The organism is Bradyrhizobium liaoningense (genome assembly GCF_018130955.1).
GTDB classification, from domain to species: domain Bacteria; phylum Pseudomonadota; class Alphaproteobacteria; order Rhizobiales; family Xanthobacteraceae; genus Bradyrhizobium; species Bradyrhizobium liaoningense_C.
This window is the reverse complement of record NZ_JAFCJM010000061.1, coordinates 22,488-40,942: the sequence shown is the minus strand read 5'-3', so window position 1 is coordinate 40,942 and position 18,455 is coordinate 22,488. Positions and strand designations below refer to the sequence as shown.

Here is an 18,455-nt window from a genome sequence, read left to right as displayed (position 1 = left end):
CAGCCACAAAATGCTCCAGGCCAGATGGAACAACGACTTCCTTCTCTCGGTCCTGGCTCATATGCGATAGCCCTACCGCAGGCGGGGAGAGGGAGAAGGTCACGTCTTGCGCAACTCACGCCGATACAAATACCGCTCCATCTCCGGCACGAACCGCTCCTGCCGAAAGCCAGCCTTCAGCAACACCTTATGCGAGCCGACGTTCTGGGGATGCGCGAAGGCCGTAAGCACAGTCCAGCGCGTGTTCTCGCGCGCGAAGTCGACGCAAGCCTGCGTGAGCTCCGTCGCAAATCCGTTGCCCCATGCTGACGGCGCAAAGAAGTATCCGACCTCGACACCCCAGCCGGGATCGAAGGGATCGTCGTACAAGCCGCCAAAGCCGATGATGGCGCCGCTACCCTTCTCGCTCACCACCCATGGTGCGCAGCCAATCCGGCGTCGTTGCCGTTCATGCGCGGCGAGATAGCGACGGCAGTCCCGCACTGACTTCTGCACGGTGGTATATCGCATCGCCGCGGCATCGCCGAGAAATGCAAACAGCTTCGCGGTATCCGCGAGCCGCGGCGGGCGAAGCGTCAGGCGTGCGGTCTGATGGGTCATGCGACCAGACTACACGCAGGCGTGACATGCCTGTAGCCAGGATTTCGCTGCGCTCCATCCGGACTACGAACTCACGCCTCCGCCATCCCCGCCGCCCATAGCGCGAACGCATAGACGATCGCGACTTCGTCGAGCCGGTCGAAGCGGCCGGACGCGCCGCCATGGCCGGCGCCCATGTTGGTGCGGAGCAGGACGGGGCCGCCGCCTTTCATGGTGGCGCGCAGGCGCGCGATCCACTTTGCCGGCTCCCAATAGGTGACGCGCGGATCGGTCAAGCCGCCCATGGCCAGGATCGCCGGATAGTCCTTTGCCGCGACGTTGTCGTAAGGCGAGTAGGACAGGATAGTGCGAAAATCCTTTTCGCTCTCGATCGGGTTGCCCCATTCCGGCCATTCCGGCGGCGTCAGCGGCAGGGTGTCGTCGAGCATCGTGTTGAGCACGTCGACGAATGGCACCTCGGCCACGATGCCCGCGAACAGCTCGCCGGCGCGGTTTGCGACCGCGCCCATCAGCATGCCGCCGGCCGAGCCGCCATGGCCGACGATGCGTTTGGCGCTCGTGTAATTCGCCGCGATCAGCGCGCTCGCGCTCGCGGCAAAATCGTCGAACGAATTTGTCTTCTTCTCGCGCTTGCCGTCGAGATACCAGCCCCAGCCCTTGTCGGCGCCGCCGCGGATATGGGCGATGGCGTAGACGAAGCCGCGATCGACCAGCGACAGGCGGTTGGCGTTGAAGGAGGCCGGCATCGCCATGCCGTAGGAGCCATAGCCGTAGAGCAGCAGCGGCGCGCTACCGTCGAGCTTCAACCCGCGGCGATACAGGATCGAGACCGGCACCAGCGCGCCATCGTGCGAGGTCGCCATGATGCGGGTGGTGACGTAGTCGGCCGCGTCGTGGCCCGAGGGAATTTCCTGCCGCTTGCGCAGGGTGCGCGTCCGCTTCGCCATGTCGTAGTCGTAGACTTCCGACGGCGTCGTCATCGACGAGTAGGAGAAGCGAAGATTCGTTGTCTCGAATTCGTAGGAGCCCATGGTGTCGAGCGAATAGGCGGCTTCATCGAACGCGATGGCGTGCTCTTCCTTCGACGTAAGATCGCGGATCACGATCGCCGGCAGCGCATTGGCGCGCTCCAGCCGCACCAGATGGCCGGCGTAAAGGTCGAGATCGATGATGTAGATGCCGGCGCGGTGCGGGATCAGGTCGCGCCAGTTGGCGCGCTCGGATGCGGCCAGCGGCGCGGTGACGATCTTGAAGTCGATCGCGTCATCGGCATTGGTGAGGATGAACAGCTCGTCGCCGCGATCGGCGAGCGAATATTGCACGCCCTCCTCGCGCGCTGCGACCAGCCGGGGCGGAGCGTCGGGATGGGCGAGATCGATCAGTCGTTGCTCCGACGTCTCGTGGTCGCCGCCCGCGATCACGCAGAAGCGGCCGCTGGTGCTCTCGTGCAGATGGGTGAACCAGCCGGCATCCTGCTCTTCGTAGACGAGGACGTCTTCGGCCTGCTTGGTGCCGAGCTTGTGCCGCCACACCTGCATCGGGCGGTGGTTGTCGTCGAGCTTGACGTAGAAGAAGCTCTTTGCGTCCTTGCTCCAGACCACGCCGCCGTCGGTCTCCTCGACGAGGTCGTCAAAGTCCGTCCCCGTCGCCCAGTCCCGGACGCGGATCGAGAAATATTCAGAACCCTTGGTATCCGCGCTCCAGGCCTGCAGCTTGTGATCGGGCGAATGCCGGCTGCCGCCGAACTTGAAGTATTTGTGGTCCTTTGCGAGCGCATCGCCGTCGAGCACGATATGGCTGTCGCCGCCGTCGCGCGGCATGCGGCCGAACAGCTCGTGCTGGCCGCCTTCGCGGAACTTTCGGAAATAGGCGAACGGCCCATCGGGCGAGGGGACGCTGGAATCGTCCTCCTTGATCCGCCCGCGCATCTCCCGCACCAGCGCCTTCTGGAGCGGCGCGGTGTGGCCGAGCAGGCTCTCGGTGTAGACGTTCTCTTTGTCGAGATATTTGCGGATATCGGGATCGAGCACGGCGGGATCGCGCAGCACCTCCTGCCATTTTTCGTCCTTCAGCCAGGCATAGTCGTCAGCAACCGTGATGCCGTGCCGGGTGAAGGAATGCGGCCGCCGCGACGCGACGGGGGGCTGGGAAGGCTGGCTCTTGGTCGCTTGTGTCACTCGGTCCTCGTTGCTTCTCGCCGGAACTCAGCTCGTCATGCGCGGGCTTGCCCCGCGCATCCATCAAAGACGTATCTTGAGTCGATGGATTGCCGGGTCAAGCCCGGCAATGACGGCCGTAGAAGGCGGTAGATCGCGGATAATATGGCGACGTGTGCACGAATTGCCAGCACCACCGCGCCAACTCGCCGGGTTGTTGAGGGGCGGCTTGTGTGCTTAAGGGGCCTGTCCCGCCGCCGGTCCAGCCTGATGCTGTTCAATTCCTATCCCTTCATCTTCCTGTTCTTGCCGGCCGTGCTGGTCGGCTATTTCTGGCTTGGGCGGCGCAGCAATGTGACGCCGGTAGTCTGGCTGGCACTGGCCTCGCTCGCCTTCTACGCCATAGGCAGTTGGCAGTTCGTGGGCCTCTTGCTGGCGTCGATCGCCTTCAACTACGGCGTGGGCTGGCTCCTGATCGCGGCCAAGCTCAAGCCCGCGCAGCGTCGCGCCGCGCTCATCGTCGGCGTCGCCGGTGATCTCCTCGTGCTCGGCGTCTTCAAATATGCCGGCTTCGTCGCAGAGAATCTCAACGCGCTGCTCGGCGCCGGCATCACGCTTCACATCCTGCTGCCGGTCGGAATCTCCTTCTACACCTTCACGCAGATTGCATTCCTGGTCGATGCCTGGCGCGGCCAAGCGGGAAGCAAAGTCGCGCGTTATGCCTTGCCGCATTACGCGCTGTTCGTGACCTATTTTCCGCATCTGATCGCAGGTCCCATCCTTCACCACAAGGACATGATCCCGCAATTCGAGCGGGAGGAGACAAAACACCCGCAGGCGCATTTGATCCTGTGCGGCCTCATCATCTTCGCGATCGGCCTGTTCAAGAAGACCTGCCTTGCCGACGGCATCCAGCCGCTGGTCGCGCTCGCCTTCGAGGCGCGCTCGCCGACCTTCGACCAGGCCTGGCTCGGCGCGCTCGCCTACACGTTCCAGCTCTATTTCGACTTCTCCGGCTATTCCGACATGGCGATCGGCATATCGCTGATGTTCGGCATCTTCCTGCCCGTCAATTTCAACTCGCCCTACAAGGCCACCAGCATCGTCGAGTTCTGGCGACGCTGGCACATGACGCTGTCGCAGTTTTTGCGCGACTATCTCTACATTCCGCTCGGGGGTAACCGCAGGGGCCGCGTACTCCGTTACGTCAACCTTGTCATCACGATGCTGCTCGGCGGTCTCTGGCATGGCGCAGCCTGGACATTCGTCGTCTGGGGCGCGCTGCACGGCGCCTATCTCTGCATCAACCATGCCTTCAACGCGCTGGTGCCGGCGATGCCGCCTGCGCTCGCGCGCCCTGCACGTGCCGCGGGCTTCGTGCTGACATTCCTCGCCGTGGCCGTCGCCTGGGTGTTCTTCCGCGCCGAGCGGATCGACTGGGCGCTGATCATCCTCGGCGCCATGGCCGACCCCACGCAGATCGCCCTCGGCCGCGAGGAGATCGCGGCATTGGTGCTGGTGTCGATCTACGCCGTGCTGGTCTGGTTCGCGCCCAACACGCAAGAGATCATGGGTTACGACCACCGCAAGCGCGCGGTCGGCGTCGACATCGCCGTCGAGGACAGCCCGCTGCTGATCTATGGCGCGGCCGCCGCGCTGGCGTTCGGCATCCTCGGCATCCAGAGCCACAGCGAATTCATCTATTTCAGGTTCTGATGCGCAAGCCGTTCACACATGTCTGGCGGTTGCTTCTCGCGAGTTTCGCCTTCGTGCTCGCAGCTAGCGCGCTCAACTACGCCATCGACCCGCTCCAGCTCTTCCGCCCGTCGCGGCTCGTGCCTGCGGCCTATTCCGTCGATACCCGCATGCAGAACGCCGGGCTTCTCACGAGCCAGTCGTTCGACACCGCCTTCATCGGCTCCTCGCTCGCGATCCATTTCCGCCAGAGCGACATCGACCGCGCGCTCGGGGTGCGCTCGCTCAAGCTCGCCATGACCGGCTCGAATTCGCGCCAGCAGGGTTTTGTGCTGGAGCAGGCGATCGGGCGCGGCGCGCGGCGCGTGGTGTGGGAGATGGACGACTGGATCTTTGTCGATGCGCCCGCCATCGACGATGACCCCTACTTTTCCGCCGATCTCTATCGCAGGACCGCCAAGGGCATCGCGTCATATCTCCTGAGCACGGCAACGACGAAAGAATCGCTGTTCTCCGTGCTGCGGGCGATCCCGCCTTTGCGCGCGTCGCTCGCCAGCGTCGCGCCCTATCTTCCCGTCAAGTTCGCGTTGCCTGATGTCGACGACATCTACGTGTTGCCGCGGGATTTCGACGTCAGTGCGGCCTACAATGCGAAGCGAACGCTCGCCGCCTTCTCCTACATCACCGATCCCGTGCGCAGCCGCTTCCTCAGCATCGGCTATGGCTATGATGCGATGGTCGACCATTTCGAGCGCGACGCCATCGGCTTGATCACGCGCCATCCCGACGTGACGTTCGACATCTACTTTCCGCCCTACTCGATCCTGCAATATGTCGCGATGCGCGACGCCTCGCCCGCGACGTTGAAGACGGTCTACGACGTCACCGCGCTGGTCGCGACGCGCCTGTCGGAGCTTCCAAATGTTCGGCTCTACGATTTCCGAGCGATCAAGGAGATCACGCACGAGCTCGACAATTATGGCGACGTCATTCACCATTCGCCTGTCGTGGATGCGATGGTGTTGAAGTGGCTGGCGGAGGGAAAGTACCGTGTCGATCCGAAAGCGCCGCTTGCGTCACTCGATGCGTTGAAGGCGCAGGTTGAGGCGTATCGCGTACCGCGCTGACTCTTCGCCTCGCCCCGCTTGCGGGGAGAGGCCGACGCGCGGAACGCGCGGCGGGTGAGGGGCGCTTCCGCAGGGACGGTGACAAAGCGACTCGTGGAGAGTCCCCCTCACCCGGATTGCTTCGCAATCCGACCTCTCCCCGCAAGCGGGGCGAGGTGAAGACCGCTACGCCTCAACCTCTGCGCCGAGATAGGCCACCGCCGCCTCGAGCCCGCCCTTGCCGTGCGGGATCTTCAGCGCGTTCAGCGCGACCTCGATGACGCCGAGCGTGCCGAGCAGCATCGGCGCGTTGACGTGGCCCATATGGGCGATGCGGAAGGCCTGGCCCTGCAGATCGCCGATGCCGGTGCCGAGCACCACGCCGCACTTTTCCTTGCAGTAGCGCTGCAACGCCAGCGGATCGTGACCGTTGTTCATGGTCACCGTGGTGACGGTGTCCGAGCGCTCGGTCGCCTCCGCGATGTTGAAGCCGAGCACCTGGCCTTCGGACCAGGCCGCGACCGCGCGGCGCGCGGCTTCGGCCAGCAGGCGGTGGCGCCGGAACACGTTCTCCAGGCCTTCCTCGTGGATCAGGTCGATGGCCTGGCGCAGCGCGAACAGCAGATGCACCGGCGCGGTGCCGGCATATTTTCGATAGTGCTCGGTGCCTTCGCGCTCGCTCCAGCTCCAATAGGGCGTCGCCATATTGGCCGTCTTGTGCACCTCGAGCGCGCGGTCGTTGGCGGCGACGAAGCCGAGGCCCGGCGGCGTCATCAGGCCCTTCTGCGAGCCGGACATCGCGACGTCGATGCCCCATTTGTCCATCTCGAACGGCATGCAGCCGAGCGAAGCGACAGCGTCGACCATGTAGAGCGCGGGATGGCCGGCGGCCTTGATCGCCTTGCCGATCGCCTCGATGTCGTTGTAGGCGCCCGAGGCCGTGTCGACCTGCACCACGACGACAGCCTTGATCTTGTGCTCCTTGTCGCGGCGCAGGCGCTCCTCGACCTCATGCGGCCGCACCGCGCGGCGCCAGTCGCCCTTCAACACCTCGACGTCGGCGCCCATCAGCTCCGCCGCATTGCCCCAGCCGACCGCAAAGCGCCCGCTCTCGAGCACCAGGAGCTTGTCGCCGCGCGACAGCACGTTGCTCAGCACCGCTTCCCAGGCGCCGTGGCCGTTGGAGATGTAGGTGTAGGTCTTGCCCTTGGTCGCAAACAGTTTTGCGAGGTCGCTCATAATGCCGTCGGTCAGGTCGGTCATCTGCTTGGAGTAGATGTCGAGCGCCGGACGATGCATCGCCCGCAGCACCTCGTCGGGCATCGTGGTGGGCCCGGGGATGGCCAGAAATTCCCGGCCCGCGCGAACGGTCATTGTTGTTCGTCCTTGTTCATGATGACGATCTGGTGGGTTGCTGGACTACGCTTTTACGCGTCACGGGCGCTCAAGAAAAGCGCGGAAAAGCGGGGCATTTGCCCGGACCATGCGCTAGCGCCGGGTCTCGCGGCAGCCGGCGGCTTCCGCGTCCTCGACCGAGCAGAACCAGCGGGTGCCCTTGCTGATCCGCATCTTGATCTGCGTGTACCAGCGGCTGTTCGGGGTGTGATAGATGCACTCGCCGGCGCTGTTGACGTTGCCCTTGATGGTGCAGTCGGGCGAGGGCGCGACGTCGCCGGAGGCCGAGGCGAGCAGGACGGCATGTGCGCCATCCGGCGGCTTGGTCGCGCCGAGGATCGTCGTCTTCTTGTTGCGCACGCGCCAGTCCCAGGGCGCGATGAAGGCGCCGTGCCACATGCCGGCTTTCGCTTCGCGCGCGGCGGCCTCGTCAGCCTCGTAGTCCTTGGAGATGCGGACATAGGCGAGCGCCCAGCCGCTCTGCACCAGCCATTTCTGGATGTCCTGGCCGTCGACCTCGCAGCGCGCCACCGTGCGGCCGCGGCGGTCGACCGACCGGGTGTGGCAGAGCCAGGTCTTGCCTTCGGTCTGCTTGACCAGCGCGTCGCGGGCGGCGACGCCGCAGGTCCAGCGTTCGCCCTTGGTGTTGAGGCAGAGCTGGTCGGCCGACGGAGCGTCGATCCCGCCGAGCCGGATGCGGGTGTTGCCGATCACGACGGAATCGCCGTCGCGGACCTTGGCCACGCCGGTGATGTCGGCGGCATCGGCAAAGGACGGCAACAGCAGGAGGAAAATCGCGAGCAGGAGGCGTCGAAGCATGCGGTCCCGTCTGGTGAAATCAGCGCCGATTGACCGGGCAATTGTGGTCGGGATTTGGCGAAGGTCCAGCCGCTGCCCAACCTTTGGGCTTTCAACTTCCCGTCATCGCCTTGCGTGCCAGCGCCAGCCCCATCAGCACGAAGGCCGAGGTCACCTCGGGGCCGCCGACCAGAATCCGTGTCGGCGTCTTCATCTTGTTCCACTCATAGGCGCGGAAGGGGCCGCGGCGCCCGCCCTCGCCGAGCTGGGTCACGATGCAGTTGAGCGCCGGCGCAAACGTCCTGACGTCGGCGCCGAGATGGCCGAGCGCGATCAGGGCGAGGGCGGCATCGAATACGTTGATCTCGCCGGCCAGCATCTCGCCCTGGACGTAGGACAGCACATGGGTGCGGATCAGGTCGAAGGCACCGTCAGGATCGATCGCCTGCTGTGCCGCGAGGGGCAATGCGAGATAGGCGGCATAGCAGCGGCCGAAATAGGCGCTGTAGAGCTCGGGCAGATAGTAGATGTGCGAGCGCGGATTGGCGAAGGCGCCACTCTCCGCAAGGCGCTTCTGGAAGGCGATGATGCGATGCACGGTGGCAAGCCGCGACGGCGTCTCCAGCACCTTCCAGCGCGCGAGGTTGCGGAAGGAGACTTCCAGGATGTCGAGGTTGAGCGTCGGATCGAGATCGTTGCCATAGGGCCGCTCGCCTTTGACATTGTCGATCCAGGTCGCGACGCCGCCCTCATAATCGATGTTGTCGTTGAGCGGCACGGTGACGCGGGGCTCGTTGGTGCCGCCGCGCACCTGATAGCCTTCGTAGAAGTCCAGCAGCGGCTGATCGAGAATCGGATCGCTGGAGCCGGCCTGCGTCGCCGCGGAGAAGGAGCAGGCCGTGGTATCGCAGTCGGGTACGTAGACGCCGAAGCCAAGGTCCTGCTTGATTTGAGCAAAGAACCGGGAAAACCGCGGATGCGGTGCCGGCGCCAGCGCGGTGATGACGTCGAAGCGTCGTCCGTCCTGCGCCTTCACCTCTTCGCGGCTGATGTTGATGCAGAAGTCGACCATGTCGTCGATCGCACGTTTGGCCGCGGCGGTATCGGCGGGCGAGGCGAGGCCGGTCTCGACATAGGACAGCAGCGCCTCGATGAAGAACGCGTCGTAATAGGCCGAGCGGTGGCGGATCTGCACCGGCTCCCACATCGGCTCGGCGATGCCCTTCCAGGGCGGATTGATGATGGCCCGCGCACTGGAGCGCGCGATGAAGACGCGGGCAAGGTTGAACAGCAGCGAGGAATTCTTGTAGCCGCGCGCGTTCAGTCCGGTCAGCGCCATGATCAGCTCGCGCCCGCGGACATCAGGATCGCCGATCAGGTTGAAGGCCGCGTAGGTCGGCAGGAAGCCGCTCTCGCGGTAGGACCTGAGCAGATGCTGCGCGCAGTCGCGGATCACGCCGTCGATGACGGAGAGCGCCGGCGCGTCGCGGTTGAAGGCGATTTTTGGCGGGCGGGGATGGTCGAGCTCGATGCTGTCGACGAGGTCGGCGACGGGCGCACCGATCGCCGCCCAGTCGGGCACCTGGTCCTCGCGGGCCCGCCGCAGCGCCTCGCGCAGCCGGCCGAGTCTGGCTTCGTCGTGCAATTCGGGCAGGCCGGCCCGGTTGAGCAGCACCCGCAGCGCGGGATTGCCGAGCGCCATCTTGTAGAATTTTGCGATATGCGGATCGCCGGTCGATGGTCCCGCCAGCACGGGATCGCAGACTTCATAGAGGGAGGGGCCATCCTTCCGCGCCGTCAGCGCGCGGTAGGCGTGACCTGCAAAGTAATGAAAGCTCATAAAATACCTGGTCGCGCGGGGCCTTGCCCAGGTTCTCCGGCGCGTTTCCAGCAACGCCCCAACGCACCTGCAAGTGCTTGAAAACATACCCGGAATCGCGGGAATTACAAATGTGATTGGCGTCACAGAAAAATCCGGCACGCCGCCTGCATGATAAGGGCTGCAAAGGGGCCGGGAAGGTGAAAAAATCCCCGATTCCGCCGCTGCAGATTAACTAACATGTTCAACGGTTTAGCTGAAATTCTGGGCCATCTATTGCCGGGGAGGCGGGATCGGGTTAAGGGTTTCTTTGGTGCGGCGCCGCAAATTGCGCGCAATTCGGGGAGACACCCCCGGCCAATCCCTCAAACCTAAAGACGCCATCGCGCTACTCACCATGTATGCGCGGCCTTGGCACGGGTCTTTGGGCACTGACAGGAATGAACCGAGATGAATGTAAGGCAGCTCGATATTTCCCGACGGACGATCGCGGTGGCCGCGGCCCTCATCGGCACGGTCTCGCTCGCGATTGGCGCCCATGCTGCCCTCAACATGCGTGCGCTCGATGCCGCCAAGGCCGTCTCGACCGAGCAGATTACCGGTTCCGTCGGCCATGCCTCGCGCCTCGCGCTGGTCATCGGCAATGGTCATTATCCCGACGCGTCCGCGCCCCTGACGCAGTCGATCAACGACGCCCGCGCGCTGTCGGCGTCACTTCGCAAGAACGGTTTTGACGTCGACATGGTCGAGGACGCGAGCAAGGACGACATGGTCCGTGCCGTCAATCGGTTGAAGTCGCGGATCACGCGCGACTCGGTCGTCATGCTGTTCTTCGGCGGCTACGGCGTTCAGGCCGGCCGCCAGAGCTACATGCTGCCGGTCGATGCCGTGATCTGGAAGGAAAGCGACGTCCGCCGCAACGGCGTCTCGATCGAGAGCGTGCTTGAGATGATGAAGGAGCAGGGCGCGAAGGCCAAGCTCGTCGTCGTCGACGCGTCCCGTCGTAACCCCTACGAGCGCCGCTTCCGCTCCTACAGCCACGGCCTCGCGCCGATCTCGGCGCCGGACAACGCGCTGATCCTGACGTCCAACACGCCGGGCAAGGTCGCCGACGACGTCAAGGGCGAGCACAGCGTGCTGGTCGGCGAGCTGCTCAGCAATCTCAAGGCCCAGGGCACCGCCGAAGGCGTCTTCAACAAGACCCGCGTCGCGATCTCGCGCGCCTCCGAAGGCGACCAGGTCCCGAGCGTTTCCTCCTCGCTGCTCGAAGACGTCCGCTTCAACGAAGCCGGCGGCTAGGTCGCTTCAATTTCGGTAAGATCTGTGGGGTGGGCAAAGGCGCGATAGCGCCGTGCCCACCATTTGTTGTGCTTGCGAGACAAGCGGTGGGCACGCTTCGCTTTGCCCACCCTGCGAAATCGTGCCCCTACTTCTTCTCCGCGCTCGCCATCACCGGGCGCACGGGATCGCCTTCGCGCAACAGCGCGCCGGCGCGGGCGACGACGATATCGCCTTCGTTGAGGCCTTCGCGGACCTCGACCTGGCCGCCGGCCAACAGTCCGGTCTCGACGCGTTTGGTCTCGACGCGATTGCGCCTGATGACCTGCACCACGGTGCCGGCCGGGCTGTACTGCACGGCGGTCAAGGGCACCGCGACGTTGCAGCTCTGGCCGGTCTTGATCAGCGCGCGCGCGCTCGAATTGAGCAACAGCCGCCGCGGCGTCGCGATGCCGATATAGACCATGCCCTGCTGGATGTTCGGCTCGACGGTCGGGCCGATGCGCCGCACCTTGCCGTCGATGTCGCCGGCGCCGGCAATGCGCACGCTCGCCTGCTGGTTGGTCGCGAGCTTGCGGATGTCGGAGGTCGATACCAGGCCGACGAGATCGTATTCGCTGCGCGCGACGATCGAGAACAGCGCCTCGCCCTTGGCGGACGCCGGCGCGCCGATCTGCGCGGTGGAGGAGGCGATCACGCCGGCCACCGGCGCGGTGACCTGAAGCGTGCCGCCCTCGGGCAGCGACAGGCGCGCCAGCACCTGGCCGGCGGTGATGGTGTCGCCGGCCTCCGCCAGCAATTCCGTGACCTTCAGCCCCGGCCGCTCGGGCCGCACCGACGTCTCCTCGCGCGCGATGATCGTGCCGGTCGCCTCCACGATGTCGGAGAAGCAGGATTTTGCCGCCTTCAGCACCGTGACGGCCGGCCCCTTCGCGGGCTCCTCATCGGCGGCAGACGCGGCCTGCAGGCCAAGGAGAAGTGCGCCGGCGAGCGCGGTGGGAAACAGGTATCTTGGCAAGGGACGGCTGAAAGGACGCATCGGGACTTCCGCTCAAATAACACGCGATCGATAGCAGATGCCGGCGTGGCGGGCCATGGGCCGGCCCGGCGAAGACGCAGTGCCGCATCGTCCGCGCGGGGAACGCGGGGCGCGCTCTTGGGTTAGTCGGGGCAGGTGGGTTGAGGTTCGCTGGCCGCGGGCAGGATCGCGATCCCGCCTATTTTTCGCCCAGCAGCCGGCCGGTCGCCCGGCTGATCAGATGCAGCCGCGTGCAGGCCGGGCAGACCACGGAGACATGCGTATCCGCGGCATCGTTAGCCGCGGCGGTCAGCCGGTGCTGCACGTTCATGCCGGTTTGCGGGCATTTGAAGACAATCTGGCGGTCCATCCCCTCTATATGAAGACAGTTTGCCGCACTCGAAACTACGGATGTTTACTTAGGTTCGAGCCTGCCCTTCCCGCTCAGGGCAGGTTAACCAGCTCCACCCAGTTCGGCTTCTTGCCGGTCGGGTACGACTTCAGCTTGCCCAGCGCGCCGGTCGCCTGATCGATGGCATAGACCGTCATGCTGTCGGAGAGTTCGCCGACGGCGGCGAGGTAGCGGCCGGACGGGTCGATATTGAAGCCGCGCGGCTGCTTCTCGGTCGGCACGCTGCCGACGGTGGTGAGCTTGCCCGTGGCCGGATCGACCTTGAACGCTGACAGCGTCGAGGTGGTCCGCTCCGAGGCATAGAGGAAGCGGCCGTCGGGCGTGATGTGGATGTCGGCCGCCCAGGGTTTGCCGTTGAACCCTTCCGGCCGCGCCGTGGTGCGCTGCATCTCGTCCCATGCACCGCCCTTCGCCTCATAGGCGAACGCCGCGACATCGCCGTTCAGCTCGTGGAGGAGATAGACGTATTTGCCGTTCGGATGAAACACGAAGTGCCGCGGCCCCGACTTTTCAGGCACCTTGGTCGAAGGCGGATCGCTCGGTGTCAGCTCGCCGGTGGTGGCGTTGAACGAAAAGGCCAGGACCTGGTCGGAGCCGAGATTGGTCGCGAACACGAAGCGGTTGTCGGGGGCGGCGAGGATGGCGTGCGCATTCAGCCCGGTCGGAATCACCTGCAACGGCGGGCCGACGACGCCATCATTGGAAATCGCATTCACCGCGATCTTGTTGCCGCCATAGGAGGCGCTGAACAGGAATTTGCCGCTGCGGTCGGTCGCCACATAGGCCATGCTGTCGGCGAGCGGTCCGGTGCCGACCTGCTTGAGTAGGCCGGTCTTGGCGTCGATCGCGAAGCTCACCGCCGAAAATGGCTGCGAGCGGACGCCGGCGATCAGCACGCGCTTGTCGGGGCTGATGGCGAGCGGGGTGGAGGATCCCGGCTTCTCGATGCCGGCGAACGGCGCGGTCTGCACCGCCGTCATCTCGCCATTGCCGTCGAGGCGAAACACGCTGATGTCGTTGCTGTCGGCATTGCCGACATAGACGAAGGTCTCGGCCATGGCTGCACGGGCTCCGAACATGAGGGCAATCGCGGCAAGCGGTAACGCCAAGGCAACCTTCAAGGCGCGGATGGACGTGACCATTGGGCTTCCTCCAGCTTCCATTCGCCATGGGCGGGTTTGCTTCCCTTTGCCATGGCCTGATTTGCACGCAAGGATAGCTGGATGGGTGCCGTTCGACCAAAAGCAAATTTGGATCGATCGATGTCGAAATTGCATCGGTTCACCTGCGCCAACCCCCGATGGGTGGAGCGGTGGCAAAGCGCCACACCGCCCGACCGATCGGGCGCCAATGCCGACCAACAACAATGAGCTGGGCCGGTGGGGCGGGGTGCGCCCACACGCCGCAGCAAGTCTGGAACGGCTCCGTAACCGTACCGTTCTAGACTTCCACAGGCGGGGGGCATTTTTTCGGAGGCCGTCACGTGTTTTGGATTTATTGGGACACCGCCTGGTCGATCATCATTAGCGGCATCATGTTCGCGACCATCGTCGCGCATCCCGACGCGGAATTTTCCGAGGTCCGCGCCGCTCGCCTCGACAAATAAGCACGCTGCGCGGCGTCTGAGCCTGACGGTTTGATCCTATGGTCGACGCGGATGTCCGTTTCGGTCAGGCCGCGTGACCGTTCGCTCCGTCGATTTACTGGCTTGATGGCGCACGCGATTCGGCGCAGGTTACCCCCGATCCGTCGTGAAGGGACCGGGGTTCATGGTGATCGCATCGAAGGCGGCAATTGTCGTGCTGTCCTGTCTGGCCGTGGCAGCAGGCGGCACCGCGTTCGTCTACTACGGCACCAATATCGGGCGCGCGCCGGTCGACACCAAGCGCGAGGCGAAGGCCGAGGCCGGCAGCATGGCCAAGGCGGAGGTTAAGCCTGAAGCGAAGCCGGTCGCCAAGGCCGACGCGAAGGCCGACGCGAAGGCTGACGCGAAGGTCGAAGCCAAGGTCGACACAAAACCCGACGCCGGCGCGTCGCGCAATCCGCAGATCGCATCCGCTGCGCCCGATGCGCCGGTCGCGGCGGCGCCGCCGAAGTCAGGCAACGCGCTCGTTGCCGGGCTCGGCGAAGCAAAATCCGCGTTGGCCGATCTTCCCTCGGCACCGCCGGCGCCGGCTGCGGAAGACTCAGGTCCGCGCTTCGACGTCGCGCGCGTTGATGAGGATGGCGAGGCCGTGATCGCCGGCCGTGCCGCGCCGGGCGCGCGGGTGGACCTGCTTCGCGACGGCGAGAAGCACGATACGGTCACCGCTGACGCGAGTGGCCTGTTCGTGATGACCCCGCCAAAGCTGCCGCCCGGCAATTACAAGCTGACGCTCAAATCGACGGCGCCGGATGGCGCGGTCGCGCAGTCGAAGGCCGGTGTGCCCGTAGCGCTCAATGCGCCGCCTGCGCCGCCGCGCGTCGATCTGGCGAAGTCAACGAAGGGGCCGGCGAGGGAAGCCGCCAAGGAAACCGTTAAGGAGCAGAAGGAGCCGACTGCCGGGAAGGACGAGAGCCCGACCGGCGCACTCGCGCTCGCCGCGGCCCCGCCAGCGGAGAAGGGCCCGTTGCGGCCGAAGACTGATGCGACGGGATCGAGCACGGGCATTCGCGTCGTCTCCCGCGGCGACAGCCTCTGGATGATCAGCCGCCGCACCTATGGCGACGGCGCTGCCTACGCGCTGATCTACAACGCCAACCGCGACAAGATCCACAATCCCGACCGCATCTATCCCGGCCAGGCCTTTGTGCTGCCGCGCAAGGGAAGGTGAGGGCGATCAGGGTGCTTTCACCTCTCCCCTTGTGGGAGAGGTCGCGCCGAAGGCGCGGGTGAGGGGTCTCTCTCCGCGAGTGAATTTCTCGCCATCCTGACTCCGTGGACGCAACCCCTCATCCGGCGCTTCGCGCCACCTTCTCCCACAAGGGGAGGAGGAAAAGTGGCAACGTGAGACGCCGACTCACTCGTCCCCCTGCTCCTCGTCCGGAAAAGGTTTCCCCGCGATTGCCCGCGCATTGTTCTTGGCGAACGCCGCCGGCACGTCGAACTTGCCGCTTTGGAGGTCGTAGCGGCATCGCCAGCCGGTGAGCTCCTTGACGCCATTCCTGGGATGCTTGGCCTCGATCACGCCCGCCAGCGAGATCACGAGGTAGCGGTTATCAGGCCATGTGACGCCCATCCAGCGATAGGCGTCCTCGGTGCCTTTCAGCAGCGCCGCAAAGATGTGGAAGTCGGGCGGCGAGATTTTCTTGCCGTCCGGACTGCTCTTGAAGAATGCCCAGGCGAGGTCGCTGAGCGGCTTCTCCGTCGCGGCCTCGAACCCGCTCTTGCCCTGGTGGTAGAGAAAGAGCTTTTGATAGCCGGCGCCGATCTTCTGCATCCGCACCAGCCATTGCGAGTCGCTCGTGAAGCGGAAGCCGGCGGGATAATCCAGCTCGGGCTTCAGCTCGGTCATATCGGCGCCGCGCCGCGCCCAGATCTGCCATTTGATGTCAAAATCCTTCGTCTCCCTGGTGTACTGCTCGAGCTTGGTCGCGCCGTCGGGAGACGTGAAGGCGAGGTCGGCGTCGTCGCTCAGCTTGTAGTCCGGTCCGGGACCCGACGCGGCCAACACGGACGAGGCAAAGGCAAGCAGGACGAGCAGCACCAGCGGCAGGGCAAAACGGCGGAGCGTATTCACGGGCAAAATCCTCAACCGCCACGATGTGACCTCGAATATTGGACATCGTGACCACATTACAGGTTCAGTACGGGGAACTTTCGGTTTCTTTCGGAGTCATCTTGGTGACGCGATCCGGCTTGGTTTGGAGGAGGGCCAAGTGGGAGATCAGGTGCGACAAGGATCGAAAAGGCGAATGAAGACGGCCGCCGGCGGCCTGATTCTGGTCGTCCTGGCGACGCTGCTGCCGGCTGTGGCTGAGGCAGGATTTGGCTTTCGCGGCGGTCCTGTTGGCGTCGTACGTTCCGCGATGGGCCGGGTGCTGTCGATCGCTGGCGTCCGTCACGCACGCATAGCCGCGCGCCATCGCTACGTTCGCGCCGCCGCAATGCGGCCGCAGGATCTCCGCCCCGCGACCCGGCCGACCGTGCGCATGCAAGCGACGGCGATGGCCGCGCTCGCGGGCTGGCAGGGCGGCCGCAGCGCGCAAGGCTGGTGGCAGCACGCCGACGGTTTCTATGGCTGGGCCGGTCCGCTGTTCTGGCCGTTCGCCTATGGCGATCTCTACGACACTGTTGCCTCCGGCAACGCCATGAGCGTCTGGGCCTACGGCTACGGCGACATCAACGCCGCGATCTTTTCGCCCTACGCGGTGAGCGAGCTTGCCGCCTATGAGGCCGGCAATCCCACCAGTCGGCGCGGACGCAAATTCCCCTCGACGCAGGAGCTCTGCAACGCCGATACCGGCGACTTTGCCTCGCTGCCGCCTGAGCGTATCGAGCAGGCGATCCAGTTGAGCGAGGCGCAGCGCGCGGGCCTCGACGAGCTCAACGCCGCCTGGACCTCGGCCGGCGAGACCATCCGCGCTGCGTGTCCCAGTGACACGCCGGCGACCGCGCTCGACCGCATCAGGATCATGCAGCGCCGCCTGGAGGCGATGGTCAAGGCGCTGGCCGCCGTGCAGCCGCCGCTGCAGAAATTCACGAGCCTTCTGGACGACAACCAGAAGGCAAGGCTCAACGCGCTCGCCACGGATCAGCCAAAGGCCGCGCCCGCCCGCGCCCGCAGATCCCGCCACGGGGTCGCAACGGCCGCCGCACAGCAACTCTCCCCAGGAGCTGCGTGCCAAGCTGCGCAGCAGCAACAAGCCGAGCTCTCGCTCGAGCAGCAGGCTGCCCAGTTCGAGAAGGTGAAGTGGCCGATCGACGAGATCGCCGCCAACCTGCATTTCGACGCGACCCAGCGCGCCACTCTCGAAGTGCTGCAGGACACTGCGCTCCGCGCCCTCGAGCTCCCGCCCTGTCCGCCCGAGTCGCTCAAAACGATGCCCGCCCGACTCAGTGCCACCAAGGCGCGGCTGGAGGCCCTGCTGCAGTCCGTCAAGGATACCAGCGATGCGCTCGATGATTTCTACGTCGGCTTGAGCGACGAGCAGAAGGCGGGGTTCGAGGCGATGGGGCCGAAGCGCGGGGTGTGATTCTTCTGTCGTCCCGGCCTGCCAGGCCGACAGCGGTGAATGAGGTGTTGGCGTCGTTATCAGTCACCCGCACGCCCAGTCGAACTTCATCTCCTTGAAGTCGAGCTGCGCGTTGCCGCCGCCAAAATTGTAGCCGCCAAAATACTCTTCGAACTCGATGTAGAACGGGCTCATTGCCGGCACGGCCTGCGAGGGACGCATGGTGCCGCCGAGGTGATCTTGGGCGTGGTCCTTGCCCCATTCGTGCAGGCGAAAATTTTCCGGGCGCTTGTCGGGGCCGTCATAATAGTAATACGGCTGATAGCCGGTCGGCTCGCCGCGGTAGTTGAATTCGTCGCGCGGCGCCTTGCCGGCGTTGGGATCGCTTGCGCGCGGTTGAAGTGCAATCGCGCGGGTCTCGGCGAGATCGGCGCGCGGTGCGCTTGCAAACATCTTCTTGGCGTAGGGCAGTGCGGACTCGTGGAACGCGGCAGCGCTGCCGACGTCGAGCCAGCGCGGCCGCTCGGCGGTGGCGAGTGAGAGCGGTGCGGGCGGCGTCGCGAACGCGCCGTCATATTCGCGTTTGCTGAGCAGGATCGCCGCATATTCGTAGTCGAGAATGTCGGTCATGCGCGCAAGCCGCGGATGTGCAGGTCGCGCCATCACGGCGTCGCGGATCTCGGGATCGTCGGGTGCGCCGCCGTCATTGTGGTCGGGCGCGGTCGCAAAGAACGCAACAGCGACGATATCCTCGCCATGCACGCGATAGTCCGATGGCAAGAGCAGCGTGAAGCCGTGCATCAGCGGATAGCCGGAGACGGGATCGAGCGGCCATTCCTCGGTGACGATGCCGGGCGGCAGGCCGAACACCCAGCCGTGATCCCGTGCGCGGTCCACGCTGCGGTCCAGCATCTGCAAATCATACGCGTGCGAAGGCAATGCAAACGCCACGGCTCACTCCCTGCGACATGCGAGGCGACCGTTAGTCGCGGTGGGGAGAGATGTGGTTCGGGAGGAATTTTCC

Annotated in this window: 16 protein-coding genes; 6 read left to right on the top strand and 10 right to left on the bottom strand. The window is 65.1% G+C overall.

The features are described 5' to 3' along the window. Positions 1 to 99: 99 nt before the first annotated feature. Positions 100 to 600, bottom strand: a complete 501-nt coding sequence (locus JQ632_RS31985; protein WP_212406637.1) for a GNAT family N-acetyltransferase — start codon at positions 598 to 600, stop codon at positions 100 to 102. A 71-nt stretch (positions 601 to 671) separates the two neighbouring features. After that, positions 672 to 2,777, bottom strand: coding sequence for a S9 family peptidase (locus JQ632_RS31980; protein ID WP_212406636.1), 2,106 nt, complete (start codon positions 2,775 to 2,777; stop codon positions 672 to 674). Between the two features lie 249 nt (positions 2,778 to 3,026). Here JQ632_RS31980 and JQ632_RS31975 point away from each other — a divergent pair, with 249 nt between their 5' ends. Then, positions 3,027 to 4,472: an MBOAT family protein gene (locus JQ632_RS31975; RefSeq protein ID WP_212406635.1), complete on the top strand. Its 1,446-nt coding sequence runs from the start codon at positions 3,027 to 3,029 to the stop codon at positions 4,470 to 4,472. Then, positions 4,472 to 5,578 carry a hypothetical protein gene (locus tag JQ632_RS31970; protein ID WP_212406634.1) on the top strand — a complete coding sequence of 369 codons (1,107 nt, stop codon included), beginning with the start codon at positions 4,472 to 4,474 and terminating at the stop codon, positions 5,576 to 5,578. Before JQ632_RS31975 ends, JQ632_RS31970 begins: the two co-directional genes overlap by 1 nt. Positions 5,579 to 5,743: 165 nt before the next feature. Here JQ632_RS31970 and JQ632_RS31965 read toward each other — a convergent pair whose 3' ends face one another. From JQ632_RS31965 to JQ632_RS31955, 3 genes are all read right to left on the bottom strand, one after another. After that, positions 5,744 to 6,931: an alanine--glyoxylate aminotransferase family protein gene (locus tag JQ632_RS31965; protein ID WP_212406633.1), complete on the bottom strand. Its 1,188-nt coding sequence runs from the start codon at positions 6,929 to 6,931 to the stop codon at positions 5,744 to 5,746. 114 nt (positions 6,932 to 7,045) lie between these two features. Continuing rightward, positions 7,046 to 7,771, bottom strand: coding sequence for a thermonuclease family protein (locus tag JQ632_RS31960; RefSeq protein WP_212406632.1), 726 nt, complete (start codon positions 7,769 to 7,771; stop codon positions 7,046 to 7,048). A gap of 91 nt (positions 7,772 to 7,862) precedes the next feature. Beyond that, positions 7,863 to 9,590 carry a hypothetical protein gene (locus tag JQ632_RS31955; RefSeq protein WP_212406631.1) on the bottom strand — a complete coding sequence of 576 codons (1,728 nt, stop codon included), beginning with the start codon at positions 9,588 to 9,590 and terminating at the stop codon, positions 7,863 to 7,865. A 429-nt stretch (positions 9,591 to 10,019) separates the two neighbouring features. Between JQ632_RS31955 and JQ632_RS31950 the strand changes: the two genes are divergently transcribed. Further along, a complete protein-coding gene (locus JQ632_RS31950) occupies positions 10,020 to 10,868 on the top strand; it encodes a caspase family protein (RefSeq protein WP_212406630.1) in 849 nt (282 codons plus the stop codon). Between the two features lie 127 nt (positions 10,869 to 10,995). Here JQ632_RS31950 and JQ632_RS31945 read toward each other — a convergent pair whose 3' ends face one another. From JQ632_RS31945 to JQ632_RS31935, 3 genes are all read right to left on the bottom strand, one after another. Then, on the bottom strand, positions 10,996 to 11,886 hold the full coding sequence (locus tag JQ632_RS31945; RefSeq protein WP_212406629.1) for an efflux RND transporter periplasmic adaptor subunit: 891 nt from the start codon (positions 11,884 to 11,886) through the stop codon (positions 10,996 to 10,998). A gap of 178 nt (positions 11,887 to 12,064) precedes the next feature. Next, the gene (locus JQ632_RS31940) at positions 12,065 to 12,235 is read right to left on the bottom strand and encodes a hypothetical protein (protein WP_212406628.1); all 171 of its coding nucleotides are present in this window, start codon (positions 12,233 to 12,235) and stop codon (positions 12,065 to 12,067) included. Positions 12,236 to 12,309: 74 nt separating this feature from the next. Continuing rightward, positions 12,310 to 13,419 (bottom strand): beta-propeller fold lactonase family protein, encoded by a 1,110-nt coding sequence (locus JQ632_RS31935; protein ID WP_212406627.1) that lies wholly within the window; start codon positions 13,417 to 13,419, stop codon positions 12,310 to 12,312. Between the two features lie 341 nt (positions 13,420 to 13,760). Between JQ632_RS31935 and JQ632_RS40130 the strand changes: the two genes are divergently transcribed. Continuing rightward, positions 13,761 to 13,883, top strand: a complete 123-nt coding sequence (locus JQ632_RS40130) for a hypothetical protein (protein ID WP_312015683.1) — start codon at positions 13,761 to 13,763, stop codon at positions 13,881 to 13,883. A gap of 163 nt (positions 13,884 to 14,046) precedes the next feature. Continuing rightward, a complete protein-coding gene (locus tag JQ632_RS31930; RefSeq protein ID WP_212406626.1) occupies positions 14,047 to 15,090 on the top strand; it encodes a LysM peptidoglycan-binding domain-containing protein in 1,044 nt (347 codons plus the stop codon). Positions 15,091 to 15,276: 186 nt separating this feature from the next. Here JQ632_RS31930 and JQ632_RS31925 read toward each other — a convergent pair whose 3' ends face one another. Then, positions 15,277 to 15,996, bottom strand: coding sequence for a hypothetical protein (locus tag JQ632_RS31925; protein ID WP_312015682.1), 720 nt, complete (start codon positions 15,994 to 15,996; stop codon positions 15,277 to 15,279). 175 nt (positions 15,997 to 16,171) lie between these two features. Here JQ632_RS31925 and JQ632_RS31920 point away from each other — a divergent pair, with 175 nt between their 5' ends. Further along, positions 16,172 to 17,452: a Spy/CpxP family protein refolding chaperone gene (locus JQ632_RS31920; protein ID WP_212406625.1), complete on the top strand. Its 1,281-nt coding sequence runs from the start codon at positions 16,172 to 16,174 to the stop codon at positions 17,450 to 17,452. 63 nt (positions 17,453 to 17,515) lie between these two features. On the opposite strand, the gene JQ632_RS31915 is transcribed toward JQ632_RS31920, so the two are convergent. Continuing rightward, the gene (locus JQ632_RS31915) at positions 17,516 to 18,382 is read right to left on the bottom strand and encodes a hypothetical protein (protein WP_212406624.1); all 867 of its coding nucleotides are present in this window, start codon (positions 18,380 to 18,382) and stop codon (positions 17,516 to 17,518) included. Positions 18,383 to 18,455 lie beyond the last annotated feature (73 nt).